This window comes from Janibacter sp. UYMM211, assembly GCF_040547045.1.
GTDB lineage: Bacteria > Actinomycetota > Actinomycetes > Actinomycetales > Dermatophilaceae > Marihabitans > Marihabitans melonis.
The window spans coordinates 270,983-289,584 of record NZ_JBEPOY010000001.1 but is presented as its reverse complement, the minus strand read 5'-3'; the positions used below and the strand labels follow the sequence as shown (position 1 = coordinate 289,584).

18 protein-coding genes and 1 riboswitch are annotated in these 18,602 nt (G+C 73.0%); of the genes, 9 read left to right on the top strand and 9 right to left on the bottom strand.

What is annotated here, in order from left to right:
- Nucleotides 1-18: 18 nt before the first annotated feature.
- Nucleotides 19-2,535 carry a ComEC/Rec2 family competence protein gene (locus ABIB53_RS01300; protein WP_354586812.1) on the bottom strand — a complete coding sequence of 839 codons (2,517 nt, stop codon included), beginning with the start codon at nt 2,533-2,535 and terminating at the stop codon, nt 19-21.
- Entirely contained in the window at nt 2,532-3,428 is an 897-nt protein-coding gene (locus ABIB53_RS01295) for a ComEA family DNA-binding protein (RefSeq protein WP_354586811.1), read from the bottom strand. The genes ABIB53_RS01300 and ABIB53_RS01295 overlap by 4 nt, the downstream gene beginning before the upstream one ends.
- A 159-nt stretch (nt 3,429-3,587) precedes the next feature.
- Between ABIB53_RS01295 and ABIB53_RS01290 the strand changes: the two genes are divergently transcribed.
- A complete protein-coding gene (locus ABIB53_RS01290) occupies nt 3,588-3,728 on the top strand; it encodes a DUF8730 family Cys-rich protein (RefSeq protein ID WP_201467259.1) in 141 nt (46 codons plus the stop codon).
- 4 nt (nt 3,729-3,732) lie between these two features.
- Here ABIB53_RS01290 and ABIB53_RS01285 read toward each other — a convergent pair whose 3' ends face one another.
- The 4 genes from ABIB53_RS01285 to ABIB53_RS01270 all read right to left on the bottom strand — a co-directional run bounded on the left by ABIB53_RS01285 (nt 3,733) and on the right by ABIB53_RS01270 (nt 6,728).
- Nucleotides 3,733-4,635 carry a LysR family transcriptional regulator gene (locus tag ABIB53_RS01285; RefSeq protein WP_068274964.1) on the bottom strand — a complete coding sequence of 301 codons (903 nt, stop codon included), beginning with the start codon at nt 4,633-4,635 and terminating at the stop codon, nt 3,733-3,735.
- Between the two features lie 142 nt (nt 4,636-4,777).
- Complete coding sequence (locus ABIB53_RS01280; protein WP_354586810.1) at nt 4,778-5,485, bottom strand: DUF3618 domain-containing protein; 708 nt, start codon at nt 5,483-5,485, stop codon at nt 4,778-4,780.
- Nucleotides 5,482-6,000, bottom strand: coding sequence for a phage holin family protein (locus tag ABIB53_RS01275; RefSeq protein ID WP_354586809.1), 519 nt, complete (start codon nt 5,998-6,000; stop codon nt 5,482-5,484). Before ABIB53_RS01275 ends, ABIB53_RS01280 begins: the two co-directional genes overlap by 4 nt.
- The gene (locus ABIB53_RS01270) at nt 5,997-6,728 is read right to left on the bottom strand and encodes a hypothetical protein (protein ID WP_354586808.1); all 732 of its coding nucleotides are present in this window, start codon (nt 6,726-6,728) and stop codon (nt 5,997-5,999) included. Before ABIB53_RS01270 ends, ABIB53_RS01275 begins: the two co-directional genes overlap by 4 nt.
- A 228-nt stretch (nt 6,729-6,956) precedes the next feature.
- Here ABIB53_RS01270 and ABIB53_RS01265 point away from each other — a divergent pair, with 228 nt between their 5' ends.
- The gene (locus tag ABIB53_RS01265) at nt 6,957-7,793 is read left to right on the top strand and encodes an NAD-dependent protein deacetylase (RefSeq protein ID WP_354586807.1); all 837 of its coding nucleotides are present in this window, start codon (nt 6,957-6,959) and stop codon (nt 7,791-7,793) included.
- A 71-nt stretch (nt 7,794-7,864) separates the two neighbouring features.
- Here ABIB53_RS01265 and lexA read toward each other — a convergent pair whose 3' ends face one another.
- A complete protein-coding gene (gene lexA / locus ABIB53_RS01260; RefSeq protein WP_354586806.1) occupies nt 7,865-8,605 on the bottom strand; it encodes a transcriptional repressor LexA in 741 nt (246 codons plus the stop codon).
- A gap of 246 nt (nt 8,606-8,851) precedes the next feature.
- Between lexA and ABIB53_RS01255 the strand changes: the two genes are divergently transcribed.
- The 4 genes from ABIB53_RS01255 to ABIB53_RS01240 all read left to right on the top strand — a co-directional run bounded on the left by ABIB53_RS01255 (nt 8,852) and on the right by ABIB53_RS01240 (nt 14,747).
- The gene (locus ABIB53_RS01255) at nt 8,852-9,241 is read left to right on the top strand and encodes a LysM peptidoglycan-binding domain-containing protein (RefSeq protein WP_354586805.1); all 390 of its coding nucleotides are present in this window, start codon (nt 8,852-8,854) and stop codon (nt 9,239-9,241) included.
- Between the two features lie 400 nt (nt 9,242-9,641).
- Nucleotides 9,642-10,112 carry a transcriptional regulator NrdR gene (nrdR, locus tag ABIB53_RS01250; protein WP_123092906.1) on the top strand — a complete coding sequence of 157 codons (471 nt, stop codon included), beginning with the start codon at nt 9,642-9,644 and terminating at the stop codon, nt 10,110-10,112.
- A gap of 141 nt (nt 10,113-10,253) precedes the next feature.
- A complete protein-coding gene (locus tag ABIB53_RS01245; protein WP_229299126.1) occupies nt 10,254-13,163 on the top strand; it encodes a vitamin B12-dependent ribonucleotide reductase in 2,910 nt (969 codons plus the stop codon).
- A 228-nt stretch (nt 13,164-13,391) separates the two neighbouring features.
- A complete protein-coding gene (locus tag ABIB53_RS01240) occupies nt 13,392-14,747 on the top strand; it encodes a DUF2510 domain-containing protein (protein ID WP_354586803.1) in 1,356 nt (451 codons plus the stop codon).
- Between the two features lie 92 nt (nt 14,748-14,839).
- Here the strand turns inward: ABIB53_RS01240 and ABIB53_RS01235 are convergent, their stop codons facing one another.
- Nucleotides 14,840-16,213 (bottom strand): L-serine ammonia-lyase, encoded by a 1,374-nt coding sequence (locus ABIB53_RS01235; RefSeq protein WP_354586802.1) that lies wholly within the window; start codon nt 16,211-16,213, stop codon nt 14,840-14,842.
- 70 nt (nt 16,214-16,283) lie between these two features.
- Here ABIB53_RS01235 and ABIB53_RS01230 point away from each other — a divergent pair, with 70 nt between their 5' ends.
- Complete coding sequence (locus ABIB53_RS01230) at nt 16,284-16,718, top strand: hypothetical protein (RefSeq protein ID WP_354586801.1); 435 nt, start codon at nt 16,284-16,286, stop codon at nt 16,716-16,718.
- Here ABIB53_RS01230 and ABIB53_RS01225 read toward each other — a convergent pair.
- Nucleotides 16,715-17,614, bottom strand: coding sequence for a DNA-3-methyladenine glycosylase family protein (locus ABIB53_RS01225; protein WP_354586800.1), 900 nt, complete (start codon nt 17,612-17,614; stop codon nt 16,715-16,717). The two genes, ABIB53_RS01230 and ABIB53_RS01225, sit on opposite strands and share 4 nt — an antisense overlap.
- A 53-nt stretch (nt 17,615-17,667) precedes the next feature.
- On the opposite strand from ABIB53_RS01225, the gene ABIB53_RS01220 reads away from it, so the two are divergent.
- Complete coding sequence (locus ABIB53_RS01220; protein ID WP_123092855.1) at nt 17,668-18,018, top strand: hypothetical protein; 351 nt, start codon at nt 17,668-17,670, stop codon at nt 18,016-18,018.
- On the top strand, nt 18,011-18,436 hold the full coding sequence (locus tag ABIB53_RS01215) for a hypothetical protein (protein WP_354586798.1): 426 nt from the start codon (nt 18,011-18,013) through the stop codon (nt 18,434-18,436). The genes ABIB53_RS01220 and ABIB53_RS01215 overlap by 8 nt, the downstream gene beginning before the upstream one ends.
- A gap of 45 nt (nt 18,437-18,481) precedes the next feature.
- Nucleotides 18,482-18,597: riboswitch (SAM riboswitch) on the top strand.
- Nucleotides 18,598-18,602: the final 5 nt, after the last annotated feature.

Below are 18,602 nucleotides of genomic sequence, written 5' to 3'. Positions count from 1 at the left end.
CGCTCGCGGCCCTGGCCCTCACGGGAGCGAGCCCACCGCTGCGCCGTCGCCGTCGGGCACGACGACGAGCAGGCCGTGGACGTCGGTGCGCCAGACCCGAGTGCCGGTGCGGGCGAGGAGCGCGAGCAGGGGAGGGGCGGGGTGTCCGTAGTCGTTGTCCGCGCCGACGCTGATGAGGGCGTCCGGTGCGGCGACGGCCGCCATGAGGTCCTCGTCGACGTTCGCCGAGCCGTGGTGGGCGACCTTGAGGACGTCGACGTCGGCCGCCTCTGCGGACATCACGGGGTCTCGTCGCAGCGGGAGGAGGATCGCGTGCCCGGCCTCGCGCTCGATGTCGCCGAGCAGCAGCACGTCGACCTCGCCGATCCGCAGTCGCAGCACGAGCGAGGCGTTGTTGGGCACCGAGCCCTCGGTGATCCTGCGGGCCGGCCACCACACGCTGCCGGTCACCGGGCCGATGCTCAGCCGGTCGCCGGCGACGACCTCGCTCACGGCGATGCCGCGGCGCCGCGCCTCCGCCCGCACCTCGCGGTCCGCGTCCTCGGGGTCGCGCACCGGCGACACGAGCAGCCGCTGGGTGGGGCGCTCGTCGAGCGCGCCGGTGAGACCGCCGACGTGGTCGGCGTGCAGGTGGGTCAGCACGACCGCGTCCAGCCGGCGCACGCCGAGTCGGGACAGGCAGCTGTCGACCGCGGCGGGGTCGGGGCCGACGTCGACGAGCACCGCGCGACCCGGCCCGGTGGCGAGGACCAGCGCGTCGCCCTGGCCGACGTCGCAGGCCGCCATCACCCAGTCGTCCGGCACCTCGACGAGCACTCGCCGGGGGACAGCCGCGCTGGCGAGGACGAGGACCACGCAGCACGCGAGCACCGGCGCCGCGCGGGCCCGGTAGCCGAGGTAGGGCGCGGCGAGGAGCCCGATCACGGTGAGGCCGGCGAGGAGGAGCGCCCCGCGGGTGCCGTCCGGCCAGTCGACGGATCCTCCGGGCACGTCCGCGCTGACCCGGGCGACGCGGGCGATGCCCAGCGCCGGCAGGCCGGCCAGCCAGGCGGGCCACGACGCGAGGCTCGGTGAGAGCAGCGCGACGAGCGCCGTGAGGACGCCGGCGACCGTCGTCGGGGCGACGAGCGGCGCGGCGACGAGGTTGGCGAGCACGCTCACCGTGCTCACCGATCCCTGGAGGAGGACGACGACCGGGGCGCACGCGAGATGCGCGGCGACGGGGATGGCGACGGCCGGCCCGACGACGTGCAGGCGCCGGGGGAGCCGGGCGTTGATCGCCCGCGACCACGGCCGCACGAAGAGCAGCAGGCCGAGCGTCGCGAGCGTCGACAGCGCGAAGCCGTAGCTGCGGGCGAGCCACGGGTCGAGCAGGAGGAGGACGACGACCGCGGCGGACAGCGCCGGCGCACCCGCGCCACGACGCGACGCGCTCATGCCGAGCAGCGCGACGAGACCCATGGTCGCGGCACGCACGACGCTGGGCTCCGGACGGGCCAGCACGACGAACCACGCCAGCGCGAGAGCCGCCACCCACGGCCGGGCTCGGCGGGGGCAGCCGGCGAGACGGCAGGCGCCGAGCACCGCGGCGAGGACGATCGCGACGTTGCTCCCGCTCACGGCCGACAGGTGCGACATCCCGGTGACGAGCATGTCGTCGGTGAGGTCGGGCGGGGTGACGCTCGTGTCGCCGATGACGAGGGCGGGCACGAGCCCGCGTGCGTCGGCGGGCAGGTGGTCGGTCGCCTCGCGCAGCCGTGAGCGCATGTGGTCGGCGGCGGCGAGCAGCGGCCCTCGCTCGCCGACCTCGGGCGGTCCGCGGGGCCGGAGCACGGCGACGGTCGGCTCGTAGGGGCGGCCGGGCACGAGCGTGCCGGCGACGCGGATCTCGTCGTGCCAGCGCAGGTCGCGCCAGGCCGGGTCCGACGAGCGCACGACGACGGGGGCGTGCAGACGCCGGACCTGCCCGCGCACGCTCGTCTGGGTCAGCCGCACGCGCAGCATCACCGCGGGCTCCTCGGACCCGTGGCCCCGCACGAGCACCGGCTCGCCGAGGACGACGGCCGTGCACGTCACGGACACGCGCTGCTCGGCCAGCTCGACGACCCCGCCGACCCGAGAGCGCGTGTCGTGCGCCGCGGAGGCGAGCAGGCAGGCCGCGCTCGTCAGGCACGACAGGCCCAGGAGCGCAGCGAGCCCGGAGCGCCAGGACGCTGGGCGGGTGCCGGACGAGCCGCGCACGGACTGGCGTCGCATCGCCTGGTGTCCCGCGTCGTCGTGTCGCACTGTTGGGCGGTGTGCGATCGGGCGGTGTGCGGGCGGGCGGTGTGCGGGCGAGCGGGACGCGAGGACGACGCCACCGAGGAGGAGGCATGCGAGCGCGCACCCGACCCGCACCGGCACCGGCACACCCAGGGCGCCGACCGTGACGGCCCAGGCGGCGAGAGCGGGCACGAGCAGACGCAGGTCGACCCGGTCGGGCGCCCTCACCGGCGCGGTGCTCGTCGGCTCCCGCCGCGCCGGCCCGGGGCTCACACGGTGACCTTCGGGCTGATCTGGGCGTAGAGCTTCTCGCCGATGCCCGAGACCTCGTCGAGCTCCTCGACGGTAGTGAAGCCGCCGTTCGTCGTGCGCCACTCGACGATCCGTGCGGCGAGGACGGGTCCGACGCCGGGCAGGGTCTCCAGCGTGGCCTGGTCGGCGGTGTTGAGGTCGACCGGCGCCGACGGGGCCGCGGTGCCCGCCGGTCCGCCCGGAGCAGCAGCCGGTGCCGTGGGTCCGGCGGGTGCCGGGACCCCTCCGGCGACGGGGGTGGCGCCCCCTTCGCGCGGGACGACCACCTGCTCGCCGTCGACGACCGGTCGGGCGAGGTTGACCTGGGCGAGATCGGCACCCTCGCGCACGCCCCCGGCGCCCTTGATCGCCTCCTCGACGCGGGCGCCTGCGGGCACGGTGACCACCCCCGGGCTGCGCACCCGTCCCACGACGTGCACGTACACCTCCGCCGCCGGCGTGGCTCGAGCCGGTGCGGTGCCGCTGGGCACCGGCTCGGTGCCGACGCCGGTCTCGAAGCCGGAGCGGTCACCGCTCGCCACCACGGCAGGACCGCCCGACGTGGCCGGTGCGGCCTGCGGCAGCGCGTCGCGCTGGGCGAGGTGCAGCCTGACCCCGAGCACCGTGACGGCGACCGCGAGCAGCAGGGCCACCCCGACGACCGCGCGGGGGCGGACCTGCCACCGGGCCGTCGCGATGCTCGACGGCAGGGTCAGCGGCCGGGGCGGCTGGGGTACCGGCCCGTCTCGCGTCCCCTCGTCGGGGAGATCGGGGTCCAGGTCGGGGTCGCCGTCCGCGGGGTCGGTGGCGCGGGCGTCCTCGACGCCGTCGAGGATGCGTCGCAGGCGCTCGCTGGGCTCGTCCGGTCTGCGCATGGCGCGACGTTACGAACGCCGGGACGCTCGCAGCGGGCCACCACGGCGGGCTGTGGACGGCGGACCGCGCCGAGGGGCCCCTGTGGGTGAGGGGGACGAGGCCCGCGGGGGCTACCCTCGCGGTGACATCAGTCCCGATCGAGCAGGAGCGTGATCCTCATGTGCCGACCCGTCCCGTGCGAGGTCTGCGGCAAGACGACGTGGGCCGGCTGCGGCGAGCACGTCGACCAGGTCCGCGCGCAGGTCCCCGCCGAGCAGTGGTGCGACGGCCAGCACGCCGAGGCCGGCGCGAGCAGCTAGGCCCTCAGCGGGCCGCGGCGTCGACGAGAGCGGTGACCGCGGCCTGCACGGCCGGCACGCGCTGCAGGTCCTCGGTCGTCACGACGTGGATGTGGCGCCGGGTCGGCGGGTTGAGCGGGCGCACGACGACGTCGTCGTTGGCCGTGGCCTCGCGGATGATGTCGGGGATGAGCGCGACGCCCAGCCCCGCGGCGACGAAGCCCTGCACCGCGACGTAGTCCTCGGTCTCGAAGGCCACACGCGGCGCGAAGCCCGCGTCGTGCGAGATCTGCAGCAGGTGACCGCGACATCGCGGGCAGCCCGCGATCCACTCCTCCTCCGAGAGGTCGGAGAGGTCGACCCGCTCCTCCTCGGCGAGGCGGTGCCCCTTCGGCAGGGCGATGCCCACCTCCTCGGTGAGGAGGGGGTGGACGACGAAGCCCTCGAGGTCCTCGCCCCGCCCGAGGTCGGTGCCGTCGTAGCTGAAGGCGACCGCGAGGTCGCAGTCGCCGCCGCGCAGCGCCGCGAGTGACTCGGGCGGCTCGGCCTCGGTGAAGGTGACCTTGACGTCCGGGTGCGCGCGGCGCACCGCGGCGAGGGCGCGGGGCACGAGGGTGACCGACGAGCTCGGGAAGGCCATGAGCCGGACCCGACCGGCGCGCAGGCCGGCGATGGCTGCCACCTCTTCCTCGGCGGCGTCGAGCGCGGCGAGGACCGGTCCGGCGTGCCGGGCGAGCACCTCGCCGGCCTCGGTGAGGCGCACCGAGCGACCGACCTTCTCGACGAGCACCGTGCCGGTGCGCTGCTCGAGACGGCGCACCATCTGCGAGACCGCCGGCTGGGAGTACCCGAGCGCGAGCGCGGCGGCGGTGAAGCTGCCCTCGTCAGCGATGGCGCGCATCACCCGCAGCCCTGCAGCGTCGATCATGCGGTCACGATAGCCGCAGCCCCGGCGCGCTCCGAGCGGCGCCGGGAGCCTCGCGCGCAGGACGGGCGGGCACGACCGGACGAAGGGGTGCCCACCACCACCTGGTGGGGGCACCCCTTCGCCCGTCGGGGTCGCCGACGAGTCACGCGCCCTGCTGGTGCTCCTGCACCGTCTCCTTCGAGTCCTGGGCGCTGTCCTTGACCTGCTGCGCCTGCTGCTCGCCCTCTGTGCGGACGGTCTCGACGGACTCCTGGGCGGTGTCCTTGAGCGAGGCCGCCGCCTGCTGGGCAGGCTCCTTGAGGTTGCCCGCGGCCTCCTGCGCCGCGCTCTTGGCCTCGTCGACGAGCGGCTGAGCCTTGTCGGCGTTGTCCATCGCCGTGCGGGCCACCGAGCGCTCCTTCTCGCTCGCCGGGAGCAGCGATCCCACGAGCCAGCCGGCGGCGAGGGCGATCGCGCCCGCCGCGAGCGGGTTGCCCTGGGCGCGGCGTCGGGTCTGCTGACGCACGTCCTGCGCGCGGTCCCCGACGGCGTGCGCGGCCTGGCCGGCCCGGTCGCCCAGACCCGGCGAGTCGTCGTACGGGTCGTCGGAGCCCATGATCTTGTCCTTGAGCGAGTTCTTCGCGCCGACGGCCGCCCCGCCGACCTTCTGGGCCTGACGGCGGGCGACGTTGCCCGGCTGGACGGCCTCGCCCAGTGCGTCGACGTCGCGGCTGAGGTCGCCGCGGGTCCGCTCGATCTCGCGCCGGATCTCGTCCGGGCTCTGGGCCTGCGCCGCGGGTGCGACCGCAGGCTGCCCGGCGTAGGGGTCGGTGCCGCTCGTCGCGGCGATGTCGTCCTCGTACATGCTCATGCCCTGTCCTCGTCTCGTGAGATGGCGTCGGGGACGGCCTTGACCGTCTCCGTGGTCTGCGGCAGCCCGCGGACCCTCTTCAGCTGGTTGCGCCCCAGCACCGCGAGCGTGGCGGCGGCGACGGCCCACAGCAGGGTCACCACGAGGGCGGCCCAGATGAGGCTGTCGAAGAGCTCGGCGAGGACGAACATGAGGAAGGCCGTCGCGAAGATCGCCATGACGTGCGCGGCCACCCCCGCCCCGGCGAGCATCCCGGCGCCCTTGCCGGCCTGGGTGGCCGACTCCTTGGCCTCGGCCTTGGCGAGCTCGAGCTCCTGGCGCACGAGCGTCGACATGTCGGTCGCGATGTCGGAGATGAGCGCGCCGATCGAGCCGATCTCGCCCTTCGGGTAGGTGTCGTGCGCGCCGTGGAGAGGCTCGGCCGGGGGTGTCGTCCCTCCGGCAGGGCCCGCGGCCGACGCTCCAGAGCTCGGCGGACCGCCGCCCGCGGCGGGGCTGTAGACGGGGTCGGTCATGGCCGCAGCCCACCGGTGGTCGTCGGGTCGCCGAGGCCGGCCTGCTCTCCCGGCATCGGGCCCGCCGTCGGGATGCCGGACGCGGGGGGAGAGACGGGCGGCGGGGGACCCGTGGCAACGTGCGGGGTCGGCGGCGGGGCCACGGGCGGCGCCTGCACCGGAGCCTCTGCGTGCCGCCGGGCGAAGGGTGTGCCCTCGTCCTGCGGCGTGGTGTCGTCCTGCTTCTCGGCGACCACCCCACGGGTGAGGCGACCCGCGACGAGGCCGAGGACGGCCGCGCCGGCGAGGAAGGCGCCCGGGCGGCGGCGTGCGTAGCTCGTGAGCTCGGCGACGACGTCACCGGGCTCGCGGGCCTCGAGCCAGTCCGCCGCGGTGCGGGTGCGCTGAGCCGCCTGTCGGGCGAGGTCGCCGCCGACGCCGGAGTCGGCGTGATCGGCCATCCCGCCGAGGTCGTCGGCGAGGGTGCGCAACCCGCCCGCAGCTCGGCTCTGCTGGTCCGACCCCTGGCTGCTCAGCTCGGAGCGCACCTGGTGGTAGAGGTCGCGGATCTGCTGCTGGGTCTCCTGGGCGACGTGCTGGGCCTCGTCCTTCGCGGTCGCGGCGACCTGCTGGGTGCCCTCCCGGGCGTCTCCGGCGACGGAGGCGGCCTCGTCCTTGGCGACGGACGCCGTGCCGGCGCCTGCGCTGCCCGGGGTCGAGCGGTCCTGGTCGTACGGTCCTGCGGTCATCTGCAGTCCCCTCTTCGGTGAGTGGTGCAACGGGCGCAGACCCGGGCGCTGGCGACGCTGCCGGCCTGCCTGACCTTGTGGACGCTAGTGACCTCCGGCGAGCGGGGGCCGCGAGCGCACTACAGCCTTCGGGGTGGTATCTCGGGCTCTGACCTGGGCGGACGCCCCGCAGGGGACGGTCAGGTCCTCGCGCGACGCCCGCGGCCGCGGGGGGCGGATACTGGTGCGGTGAGCACCCCCGAGACCTTCCGCGAGATCGCCGACGTGCTGAGCCGCGGGCCGGCGCTGGCCCTCACCGGCGCGGGGATGTCGACCGACTCGGGGATCCCCGACTACCGCGGTCCGGACGGCACGCGCCGGGTGACGCCGATGCACCTGTCGGAGTTCATCGGCAGCAGCGCCGCCCGGCGGCGCTACTGGGCGCGCAGCTACGTGGGGTGGCGCCGCTTCAGCGCAGCCCTGCCCAACCGCGCCCACGAGCTCGTCACGCACCTGCAGGAGCGCGGTCAGGTCGGCGCCGTCATCACCCAGAACGTCGACGGCCTGCACCAGGCGGCCGGCAGCACCGGTGTCGTCGAGCTGCACGGGAGCCTGGCCGAGGTGGTCTGCCTCGCGTGCGGCGCCCGGGAGGCCCGGGCCGCGCTCGACGAGCGGATGGCGCAGCGCAACCCCGGCTTCGACGCGGACAGCGACGAGATCCGACCCGACGGCGACGTGCGCCTCGAGGAGGTCGAGGTCGAGACCTTCGAGGCGCCGCTCTGCCTCGTGTGCGGGTCGGACATGCTCAAGCCCGACGTCGTCTTCTTCGGCGGCTCGGTCGACAAGCCGCTCGTCGAGCACTGCTTCGCGCTCACGGAGGCGGCGCCGAGCCTGCTCGTGCTCGGGTCGAGCCTGCAGGTGATGTCCGGCCTGCGCTTCGTGCGGCGGGCCGCCAAGCTCGGCACGCCGGTCGTCATCATCACGAGGGGACGCACGCGCGGTGACGACCTCGCGACCCACCGGGTCGACGGCTCGCTCGACACGAGCCTGGACGCGCTGGTCCGCGCCAGCGCACAGGTCGGCTGACCGCCCCGCCACGCTGGACGGGCCCGCCCCGTGCAGGGGCGGGCCCGTCCGGCCGGGGCGGCGCGCCAGGCTCAGATGCGGCGCAGGACCGCGGTGACCTTGCCGAGGATCGTCGCGTGGTCGCCGTCGATCGGCTCGAAGGCGGGGTTGTGGGGGAGCAGCCACACCTTGCCGTCACGTCGCTTGAAGGTCTTGACCGTCGCCTCGTCGTCGAGCATCGCCGCGACGATGTCGCCGTTGTCGGCCGTCGGCTGCTGGCGCACGACGACCCAGTCGCCGTCGCAGATCGCGGCCTCGATCATCGAGTCGCCGACGACGCGCAGGAGGAAGAGGGAGCCCTCGCCGACGACCTGCTTCGGCAGCGGGAAGACCTCCTCGACGCTCTCCTCGGCGACGATCGGCACGCCCGCGGCGATCTGGCCGAGCACCGGCACGTACGTGGCGGCGGGGTGGGCGTCGCCGCTGCCCGTCGCGTCGGGGTCGTGGGGGCTGGCGCCACCGCGGTAGCCGGCGATGTCGTGGGTCTGCGCGTCGCCCTCGGGGGAGCGGGGCGCCTCGGGCGAGACGACCTCGATGGCGCGGGGCCGGTTGGGGTCACGGCGCAGGTAGCCCTTGCGCTCGAGCGCGGTCAGCTGGTGGGCCACCGAGCTCGGGCTCGTCAGCCCGACCGCGTCGCCGATCTCGCGCAGGCTCGGCGGGTAGCCCCGCGTCGCGACCGCGCTGCGGATCACCTCGAGGACCTTGACCTGCCGGGCGGTCAGCCCCTCGCCGTTGTCCCGCACCGGCAACGTGCGGATGTTGTCCTCGCTCATCGCGCCCCTCGCTGTCTCGCTCGCGCCGCGACCCGTGAGGGGGCGGCTGGTGGCCTGCTCCTGCGGGGGAGGACAGCGTTGTCGGTGCTCGCTGGTTGTCTCTCCCGTGTGGCCGACGGTAGTGCTCGGCCCGGTCTAGATCAAACACATGTTCGAGCGTGTCTTGTTCTCGCTCGAACACCTGTGCTAGACATCGTGCAGACGCCTCGTCGAACACCGGTTCGACCAGACGACCAGGAGGAGACCATGAGCGCACTCACCGTCCAGGCCCCGCAGCACGCTGCCCGGCCCTCGGCGCTGCGCGACCCGCGCCGGGCCGAGCGCCACCTCGTGTCCGTGCCGACGGGGACCGACGTCCCCACCGAGCTGCGGGTGACCCGTCGGGGTCGCCTCGCGCTCACGACGATCGCCGTCGCGGCGCTGCTCGCGCTCGGCACCGGCATCGCGACCGCGGGCGGCGAGGCCGCGGCGGCCACGACCGTCACCGTCGAGCAGGGGCAGACCCTCAGCGACGTCGCCGCCCGCCAGATGCCCGGCGTGCCCACGAGCGCGGCCGTCTCGGCCATCCGCTCGGAGAACGCGCTGAGCACCCCCTTCGTCCACGCCGGCCAGGAGCTCGTCATCCCGACGCGCTGACCGTCACGACGGATCACCAGACCACCCGGGTCCCTCGACCCGACCCGGGCGATAGCGACGGCCGCACCTCCACCGGGTGCGGCCGTCGTGCTGTCCCCGCCGGCTGTCGACAGGGCCTCGCACCGGCGTGTCGCCCGGTATCCCGGGCCTTCTCGCCCGGGGGCTTGCCGGGTCTTGCGTGCGTGGTGGTGGGCGTGATGAAATGGCACTACATCTAGTGGTTACACCGATGTCATTCGTCCACATGTAGTGCACATGTACGACGATGTTGTCCACCGGTTGTCGACAGATGTCCACAGCAGAACCGCCCTGATCCACACCCCGGTCCACAGCCGGCGACCCGCCTCGTGCAAGTCAGCCGGTGCCCGACCTGTGCCACCGTGCCCGAGAGGAGAGCATCGTGCACTGCCCCTTCTGCCGTCACACCGACTCTCGCGTCATCGACTCGCGCACGGCTGACGACGGGTCCTCGATCCGTCGTCGTCGGCAGTGCCCCGAGTGCAACCGGCGCTTCACCACGCTCGAGAGCGCGAGCCTGAGCGTGACGAAGCGCTCGGGGGCGGCGGAGCCCTTCAGCCGGGCCAAGGTCCTCGTCGGCGTCCGCAAGGCCTGCCAGGGCCGACCGGTCACCGAGGACCAGCTGGCCCTGCTCGCCCAGCGCGTCGAGGAGGCCGTGCGGGCGCAGGGCAGCGCCGAGATCGACGCCCACGAGATCGGGATGGCGATCCTCGGCCCGCTGCGCGAGCTCGACGAGGTCGCCTACCTGCGCTTCGCGAGCGTCTACCAGGCCTTCGACTCGCTCGAGGACTTCGAGGCCGCCATCACCCTGCTGCGCGCCGAGCACACCGCTCTCGCGCAGGACGCCCCCTAGACCCCCGGGTACCGGCACGCGATCGGGCTGTCGGTACCCGGTGACACGCTTGATGCGAGGTCTTCCCTTGCACGCCGCCCGCACCACACAGCACCACATGAGCAGCACCACCTGCAGACCCGCACCACCGAGAGAGGGACCATGACCGAGACCGCCGGCAAGCCCAGCACCCGTCGATCCGCGAAGAACCGCGGCATCACGGTCGAGCGCATCTACACCACCGAGGGCGTCCACCCCTACGACGAGGTGACCTGGGAGAAGCGCGACGTCGTCCAGCAGAACTGGAAGACCGGCGCGACGATCTTCGAGCAGCGCGGGGTCGAGTTCCCCGACTTCTGGTCGGCCAACGCGAGCACCATCGTCACGACGAAGTACTTCCGCGGCGCCGTCGGCACGCCCGAGCGCGAGCAGGGTCTCAAGCAGCTCATCGACCGCGTCGTGCTCACCTACGTCAAGGCGGGCAAGGACCACGGCTACTTCGCGACCCCGGTCGACGCCGAGATCTTCGAGCACGAGCTGACCTACGCCCTGCTCCACCAAGTCTTCAGCTTCAACTCCCCGGTGTGGTTCAACGTCGGCACGAAGAGCCCCCAGCAGGTCTCGGCGTGCTTCATCCTCTCCGTCGACGACTCGATGGACTCGATCCTCAACTGGTACAAGGAAGAGGGCTTCATCTTCAAGGGCGGCTCCGGCGCCGGCCTCAACCTCTCCCGCATCCGGTCCAGCAAGGAGCTGCTCTCCTCCGGCGGCACCGCCTCCGGCCCCGTGAGCTTCATGCGCGGTGCCGACGCGTCGGCGGGCACCATCAAGTCCGGTGGCGCCACGCGTCGCGCGGCGAAGATGGTCGTCCTCGACGTCGACCACCCGGACATTGAGGAGTTCGTCGAGACCAAGGCCCGCGAGGAGGACAAGATCCGGGCCCTGCGCGACGCGGGCTTCGACATGGACCTCGGCGGCGCCGACATCGTCTCGGTCCAGTACCAGAACGCGAACAACTCGGTGCGCGTCAGCGACGAGTTCATGCGTGCGGTCGAGGACGGCACCGACTTCGGGCTCACCTCCCGCAAGGACGGCTCGGTCATCTCCACCGTCGACGCCCGTGAGCTCATGGGCAAGATCGCCAAGGCCGCGTGGGAGTGCGCCGACCCGGGCATCCAGTACGACGACACGATCAACGACTGGCACACCAACCCCGAGACGGGCCGGATCACCGCGTCCAACCCGTGCAGCGAGTACATGTCGCTCGACAACTCCAGCTGCAACCTCGCCTCGCTCAACCTGCTGAAGTTCCTGCGCGACGACGACACCTTCGACGTCGCGACCTTCCAGAAGGTCGCCGAGCTCGTCATCACCGCGATGGACATCTCCATCTGCTTCGCGGACTTCCCGACCGAGCCGATCGGCGAGACGACCCGTGACTACCGTCAGCTGGGCATCGGCTACGCCAACCTCGGTGCGCTGCTCATGGCGACCGGCCACGGCTACGACTCCGACGGCGGCCGCGCCCTCGCCGCGTCGATCACCTCGCTGCTCACCGGTGCCGCCTACAAGCGCTCCGCCGAGCTCGCCGCGGTCGTCGGCCCCTACGCCGGTTACGCCCGCAACGCCGACGCCCACAAGCGCGTCATGCGCAAGCACCAGGCGGCCAACGACCAGGTCCGCACGCTGCACACGATGGACAAGGACATCCACGCGGCCGCGACGAAGGCGTGGGACGCCGTCATCACGCTCGGCGAGAAGAACGGCTACCGCAACGCGCAGGCCTCGGTCCTCGCGCCCACCGGCACCATCGGCTTCATGATGGACTGCGACACCACCGGCATCGAGCCGGACTTCTCGCTCGTGAAGTTCAAGAAGCTCGTCGGCGGCGGCTCGATGCAGATCGTCAACCTCACCATCCCGCGCGCGCTGAAGAAGCTCGGCTACGCGCAGGAGACCGTCGAGGCGATCGTCGAGTACATCGCCGACAAGGGCCACGTCATCGACGCCCCCGGCCTGAAGACCGAGCACTACGAGGTCTTCGACACCGCGATGGGTGCGCGCTCGATCAGCCCGATGGGTCACGTGCGGATGATGGCGGCGACCCAGCCCTTCCTCTCCGGCGCGATCAGCAAGACGGTCAACCTGCCGGAGGACGCGACCGTCGAGGAGATCGAGGACGTCTACATCCAGGGCTGGAAGCTCGGGCTCAAGGCGCTCGCGGTCTACCGCGACAACTGCAAGGTCGGCCAGCCGCTCTCCGACGGCGGCTCGACCGCCAAGGACGCGAAGGACGCCAAGGACGCGAAGACCGAGGCCGCGGAGCCGGAGAAGGTCGTCGAGTACCGCCCGCTGCGTCGTCGTCTGCCCAAGCGCCGCACCTCGCAGACCACGTCCTTCGCCGTCGGCGGGGCCGAGGGCTACCTCACGTCGGGCACGTACGACGACGGCGAGCTCGGCGAGATCTTCCTCAAGTTCGGCAAGCAGGGCTCGACCCTCGCCGGTCTCATGGACGCCTTCTCCATCGCGATCTCCATCGCGCTGCAGCACGGCGTGCCGCTCGAGACCTACGTCGAGAAGTTCACCAACCTGCGCTTCGAGCCGGCCGGCATGACCGACGACCCGGACGTGCGGATGGCGCAGTCGATCATGGACTACGTCTTCCGTCGCCTCGCGCTGGACTACCTCGACTTCGAGACCCGCTCCTTCATGGGCATCCATACCGCCGAGGAGCGCGCCCGCCAGCTCGAGACGGGGTCCTACGCGGCCGCGCCGAACGAGGACGACGAGGACCTCGAGGACGAGCTGGAGACCTACAGCCAGTCCGCCGCCCCGTCCTCGAAGAAGGCCGACGCCCCGGTCGAGGAGCACGCGGCCGAGGTCACCTCGGGCGCTGGCGCCGCCTCCGCCCGTGAGGTCAGCGGCCAGATCCACAGCTCGGCCGAGCTGCTGGAGAAGTTCCAGGGCAAGACCGCCGACGCGCCGATGTGCATGACCTGCGGGACGAAGATGCGCCCCGCCGGCTCCTGCTACGTCTGCGAGGGCTGCGGCTCCACCAGCGGCTGCAGCTGATCACGAGTTGCGCACGACGGGCCCCGGCCGCAGCGATGCTGCGGCCGGGGCCCCGCGCTTTCCGCAGACATGCGCCGGGGGAGTGCTCCCCCGACATGACGACAACCCCGAGATACCGGGGCAGATCGCGGGTCGTCGCCGAAACGACACGAGATCGGTGCGCCTCGCACCCATCCGGCGCAGGTAGCCTTCGCCGCACAAGACACACCACCTGACAAGGGGAGCACGATGAGCGAGTGGGCAGCGGGCTGGTACCCGGACCCCGAGCAGTCCGGCCAGATCCGGTACTGGGACGGCAGCAGCTGGACGGATCACCGTCAGCCGACGCCCGAGGGCTTCGGCAACGACCAGCAGGGGGCTGCCGGTCAGGACGCCTCTGACGTCGACGAGGCGACCCGGATCCGTCCGAGCGCCGACAAGTCGCCGGAGACCGAGGCCATGCCGAGCGCGGGCTCGGGCTACGGGTCGGGTGACTCCTCGTACGGGTCGAGCTCCTACGGCGCGAGCGGTGACAGCGGCTACGGCTCGAGCTCTTACGGGTCCTCGGGCGACAGCGGCTACGGCACGAGCTCCTACGGCGCCGGTGCCGGCGCGGGCGCCCCGGGCTACGGCCAGCAGGGCGGCTACGGCCAGCAGGGCCCCGGCGGTCCTTCGGGCTACAACCAGCAGGGCTACGGCCAGCAGGGCGGCTACCCCGGTCAGCCCGGCGGCCCGCAGAAGAGCAACAAGCTCCCGCTCATCATCGGCGGCGGCGTGCTCGGTGTGCTCCTGCTGTGCGTCCTCGGCTTCTTCGGCGTCCGCGCCCTCAGCGGTGGCGACGACCCGACGACGACTGCGAGCTCCTCGAGCTCCGAGTCCTCGACCTCGGAGACCTCGAGCGACACCTCGAGCGACTCGCCGACGAGCGACGACTCCTCGACGAGCGACACGAGCACCGACTCCCCGACGACCGACGCCTCGCCGACGAGCGACTCCACCGGCGGTGGCAGCACGAAGATCGGCAGCGGCGTCACCAAGGGCGAGTACGGCAAGACCTACGAGGGCAGCGGCAACGCCGTCATCCAGGTCCCGCCGGGGGACGGCGCCGGTCTCATCGAGGCCGACTTCCTCGGTGACCCCAACTCGAGCTTCTCCAGCTTCCGGGTCAAGGGCGAGGACGCGAACGGCTCGTCCTCGGGCGACTACAGCATCTTCTCCTACTACGACAAGGCGAAGGGCACGAGCTCGTACAACCTCACCGGCTCCAGCGCCTCGACCAACCGCATCAAGGTCGAGTCCGAGGGCAAGTGGAAGATCACCTTCAAGCGGATCTCGACGGCCCCCGCCTTCGGCTCCTCGCAGAAGGGCAACGGCGGCGCGGTCTTCAAGTGGGACGGCAAGTCCTCCGACATCCGCGTGAAGTACACCTCGAGCAACGACTACGGCGGCCGCATCTCCATCCAGGCCGTCGGTGGCGAGGACTACCCGGACCGTCTCGTCAGCGAGTACAAGAAGACCTACGAGGGCACCTCGACGGTCCAGACCGGCACGAAGTACCTCGTCGTCGACTCCGACGGCGGCGACTGGGAGATCACCAAGCGCTGATCACCGCGCGCTGATCACCCAGCCGTGACGAAGGGGGTGCCCGGACCGATCGGTCCGGGCACCCCCTTCGTGCTGCTGCCGGCAGCTGACGGTCAGCACTCGATGACGTTGACCGCGAGACCCCCGCGGGCGGTCTCCTTGTACTTGACCTTCATGTCGCGCCCGGTGTCGCGCATCGTCTTGACGACCTTGTCGAGGGAGACGACGTGGCTGCCGTCGCCGCGCAGGGCGGTGCGGGCGGCGGTGATCGCCTTGACGGAGGCGACCGCGTTGCGCTCGATGCACGGGATCTGCACGAGCCCGCCGACGGGGTCGCAGGTGAGGCCGAGGTTGTGCTCCATGCCGATCTCGGCGGCGTTCTCGACCTGGGCGGGGGTGCCGCCGAGGACCGCGGCCATCGCCCCGGCCGCCATGGAGCAGGCCGAGCCGACCTCGCCCTGGCAGCCGACCTCGGCGCCGGAGATCGACGCGTTCTCCTTGTAGATGACACCGATGGCGGCCGCGGTGAGCAGGAATCGCACGACCCCGTCGTCGTCAGCACCGGGCACGAAGTCGAGGTAGTAGCGCAGCACCGCGGGGATGATCCCGGCCGCGCCGTTCGTCGGGGCGGTGACGACCCGCCCGCCGGCGGCGTTCTCCTCGTTGACGGCGAGCGCGTAGAGGGTGAGCCAGTCCATGCCGCGCAGGGGGTCGTCGCTGCTGCCCTCGACCTTGAGCCGGCGGTGCAGGTCGGGCGCACGGCGGCGGACCTTCAGCCCCCCCGGGAGCACGCCCTCGGTGCGCGCGCCGTTGTCGATGCACTCCGACATCACCTGCCAGATCGCGAGCAGCTCGGAGCGCACCTCCTCCTCGGTGCGCCACGACAGCTCGTTCTCGAGCATGACCTGGGCGATCGACAGCCCGGTCTCGGCGCAGATCTGCAGCAGGCGGTCACCGGTGGTGAAGGGATGGGCGACGGGGGTGGTGTCCTCGACGACCTTCGTCGAGCCGGAGGCGTCCTCGCCGATGACGAAGCCACCGCCGACGGAGTAGTACGTGCGCTGCGAGACCAGCTCGCCCGCGGCGTCCCACGCGTGGAAGGTCATGCCGTTGGGGTGCAGCGGCAGGGTGGCCCGACGGTGCAGGACGACGTCGTCGGCCTCGGCGAAGTCGATCTCGTGCTCGCCGAGCAGGCTCAGCCGACCGCTCTCACGGATCTGGGCGAGACGGCCCTGGACCTCGCGGGGCTGGCACAGCTCGGGCCGCTCGCCGGACAGGCCGAGCATGACGGCGGTGTTCGAGCCGTGGCCGTGGCCCGTCGCGCCGAGCGAGCCGAAGAGCTCGGCCTTGACCCGCGCCACGCGGGGCAGGTCACCGCGCTCACGCACGCCCTCGACGAAGAGCACCGCCGCCCGCATCGGTCCCACCGTGTGCGAGCTGGACGGCCCGATGCCGACGGAGAAGAGGTCGAAGACGCTGAGTGCCACGTGCGTCACAGTAACGGGCGCTGTGGAAAAGCTCGCGGCGATCGGCCCGTCCCGCGCAAGTCTTGCGGTCATGACCTTCTCCGACCTGCCACCTGGGTGGCCCGCCCTGTCCCTGCGCGACGAGCGCCTCGCTGCCGACGTCGTCGACCTCGTCGTCCGCGACGACGAGCGGGAGGGGCGCTGCATCAGCCTCCTCCTGTGCGACGCCGACGGCCGGATGATCCAGCCGGTCACCGTCGACGGCGTCGACCCCACGACCGACGAAGGGGAGCGCCGTGCCCTCTTCGACGCCTTCTTCGGCCACCTCGGCGCGAGCCTGGCCGCCGTCGTCGTCGCGGTGGGGCGCCCGCGCGGCAGCGTGCCCGACGACGAGGTGCGGGCCTGGCACGAGAGCGCGCTGCGCGCCGCTCGCGAGGGCGGGGTCGAGCTGCTCGGCACCTATCTCGCGACCCGCGACGGCGTGAGCCTGCTGCCCCGGTGGGACGAGCGGGCGCTCGCGAGCTAGCGGCTGCCCAGCGGTCGCGCGGTCCACAGGTGCAGCGCGGCATAGCTGCGCCACGGGCTCGCCGGGCGCAGGACGCCCGGCAGGTCGACCTCGCTCGTCAGCCGCTCGAGGGCGACGACGAGCGCCCGGTCGCCACGCAGGTCGACGTCCGCGACGCCGTGCCCGCGCATGAGGGTGCTCGCGACCGTCCACGCCCCGACACCCCACACGGCGTGCAGCGCCGCGCCGGTCGCCTCGGGGTCGAGACCCGGGTCGAGGCCGCCGTCCGCAGCCAGGTCGAGGACCCCCTCGAGCGCCCGTCGTCGTGACCGCGTCCCGTGGTACCACCCGGTGCCGAAGGGGTGCACCGCCGCGGACCCGGGGAAGGGCTGCAGCGCGCCGACCTGCGCGCTCGGCGTGCCGACCTCGGCGACGAGCCGGTGCAGCTGGGTCAGCCCGGCGGCCACGCTCACCTGCTGACCGGTGACCGCCCGCAGCACCGCTTCGAAGGGGGTGGGGGTGCCCGGCAGCCGGATGCCCGGGCGCCGCGCGACGAGGGGAGCGAGCACCGGGACCGTGCGCAGGTGCGCGTCGACCTCGGCGGGATCGGTGTCGAGGTCGAGCATGCGCCGCAGGACGGCGACGGCCGCGTCGTGGTCGGCGGCGTCGGCGAGCTCGAGCCGGGCGGCGAGCCGGTCCTGGCCCGGGTCGTCGCGCAGCTCGACGAGCGTCGAGCCGTGAGGGAGCGCCAGCGCGAGCCGGTAGCGCTCGTCGTCGACGACCTCGACGCCGTCGAGCGCGTGGTAGCGGTACCAGTCGAGCAGCCCCTGCCAGTCGAGCGGCGGCTCGTAGCCGAGCGTCGTGTCGACCGTGACGGGGCCGCCGACGTGCTCGCGGGTGTCGCGGTCGGCGGGCATGGGTCGATCCTGCCCAGGAGCAGGCCCTACCCTTGGCTCTCGTGCTTGTGCCGTTGACCACGATCGTCCTGGTCGCCTCCCTCGTCCTCGCCGTGGTCGCCGGCGCCTACACGGCCCTCGACCGCGTCATCGACGACCGGCTGCTGCTCGTCGCCGCCGTCGTCGAGCTGCTCCTCGTCGTCCAGGCCGTCGTCGCCTGCGTCGTCGCGGGGCAGGTCCGCACCCCCGGCGAGGGGCCGACGATGGCCGCGTACGCGGTCACCCTGCCGCTCGTGCCGCCGGCGCTCGCGTACCTCGCCATCAAGGAGAAGTCGCGCTGGGCGATGGGTGCCGTCCTCGGGGGCGCCCTCGTCGTCGCGGTGATGACCCTGCGCATCCAGCAGATCTGGACCGTCCATGCGTGAGGCGACGGGGGAGCGCACCGGCCGTCCGGTGCGCAGCGGCCCCGGTCTGCTCCTCGTCATCGCCTACGGCACCCTCGCGCTCGCGGCCACGGGCCGCTCGACCCTCCAGGTCCTCGAGTACTTCGACCGCGCGCCGCTGGCCTACCTGCTGAGCGCGCTCGCCGCGCTCGTCTACGTCGTCGCGACGTGGGCCCTGCTCACCGACCGGCGCCCCGTCGCCTCCGCGACGATCACGGTCGAGGCCGTCGGCGTCCTGCTCGTCGGGGCGCTGTCCTACCTCGCGCCCGACCTCTTCCCGGACAAGACGGTGTGGTCGCACTTCGGCTCCGGCTACGGCTTCCTGCCGCTCGTCCTCCCCTTCGTCGGGCTGTGGTGGCTGCGCCGCACGGCCCCGGCGGGCGCGCCCACCACATCCTGAGACGCGCCCTGTCGCGCCGCGAGGACGCGGGCTAGCCTGCCCGCAGGTCAAGAGCACCAGCGTCAAGCCCCGGCTCGCTGGTCGGCAACCCTCCATCCGCGGTGGGGTGCCCCGGGAGACGACCTGGTCCGTGAGCACCCGCCCACGGTCAAGCGCGATGACACCA

Bases quoted from the DNA above. Each gene is read 5' to 3' on its own strand.
- ABIB53_RS01225 (WP_354586800.1), bottom strand. From the start codon at position 17,614: ATGCCCGCCGACCGCGACACCCGCGAGCACGTCGGCGGCCCCGTCACG.
- ABIB53_RS01280 (WP_354586810.1), bottom strand. From the start codon at position 5,485: ATGAGCATGTACGAGGACGACATCGCCGCGACGAGCGGCACCGACCCC.
- ABIB53_RS01275 (WP_354586809.1), bottom strand. From the start codon at position 6,000: ATGACCGACCCCGTCTACAGCCCCGCCGCGGGCGGCGGTCCGCCGAGC.
- ABIB53_RS01290 (WP_201467259.1), top strand. From the start codon at position 3,588: ATGTGCCGACCCGTCCCGTGCGAGGTCTGCGGCAAGACGACGTGGGCC.
- ABIB53_RS01295 (WP_354586811.1), bottom strand. From the start codon at position 3,428: ATGCGCAGACCGGACGAGCCCAGCGAGCGCCTGCGACGCATCCTCGAC.
- ABIB53_RS01270 (WP_354586808.1), bottom strand. From the start codon at position 6,728: ATGACCGCAGGACCGTACGACCAGGACCGCTCGACCCCGGGCAGCGCA.
- ABIB53_RS01240 (WP_354586803.1), top strand. From the start codon at position 13,392: ATGAGCGAGTGGGCAGCGGGCTGGTACCCGGACCCCGAGCAGTCCGGC.
- lexA (WP_354586806.1), bottom strand. From the start codon at position 8,605: ATGAGCGAGGACAACATCCGCACGTTGCCGGTGCGGGACAACGGCGAG.
- ABIB53_RS01230 (WP_354586801.1), top strand. From the start codon at position 16,284: ATGACCTTCTCCGACCTGCCACCTGGGTGGCCCGCCCTGTCCCTGCGC.
- ABIB53_RS01285 (WP_068274964.1), bottom strand. From the start codon at position 4,635: ATGATCGACGCTGCAGGGCTGCGGGTGATGCGCGCCATCGCTGACGAG.
- ABIB53_RS01245 (WP_229299126.1), top strand. From the start codon at position 10,254: ATGACCGAGACCGCCGGCAAGCCCAGCACCCGTCGATCCGCGAAGAAC.
- ABIB53_RS01255 (WP_354586805.1), top strand. From the start codon at position 8,852: ATGAGCGCACTCACCGTCCAGGCCCCGCAGCACGCTGCCCGGCCCTCG.
- ABIB53_RS01215 (WP_354586798.1), top strand. From the start codon at position 18,011: ATGCGTGAGGCGACGGGGGAGCGCACCGGCCGTCCGGTGCGCAGCGGC.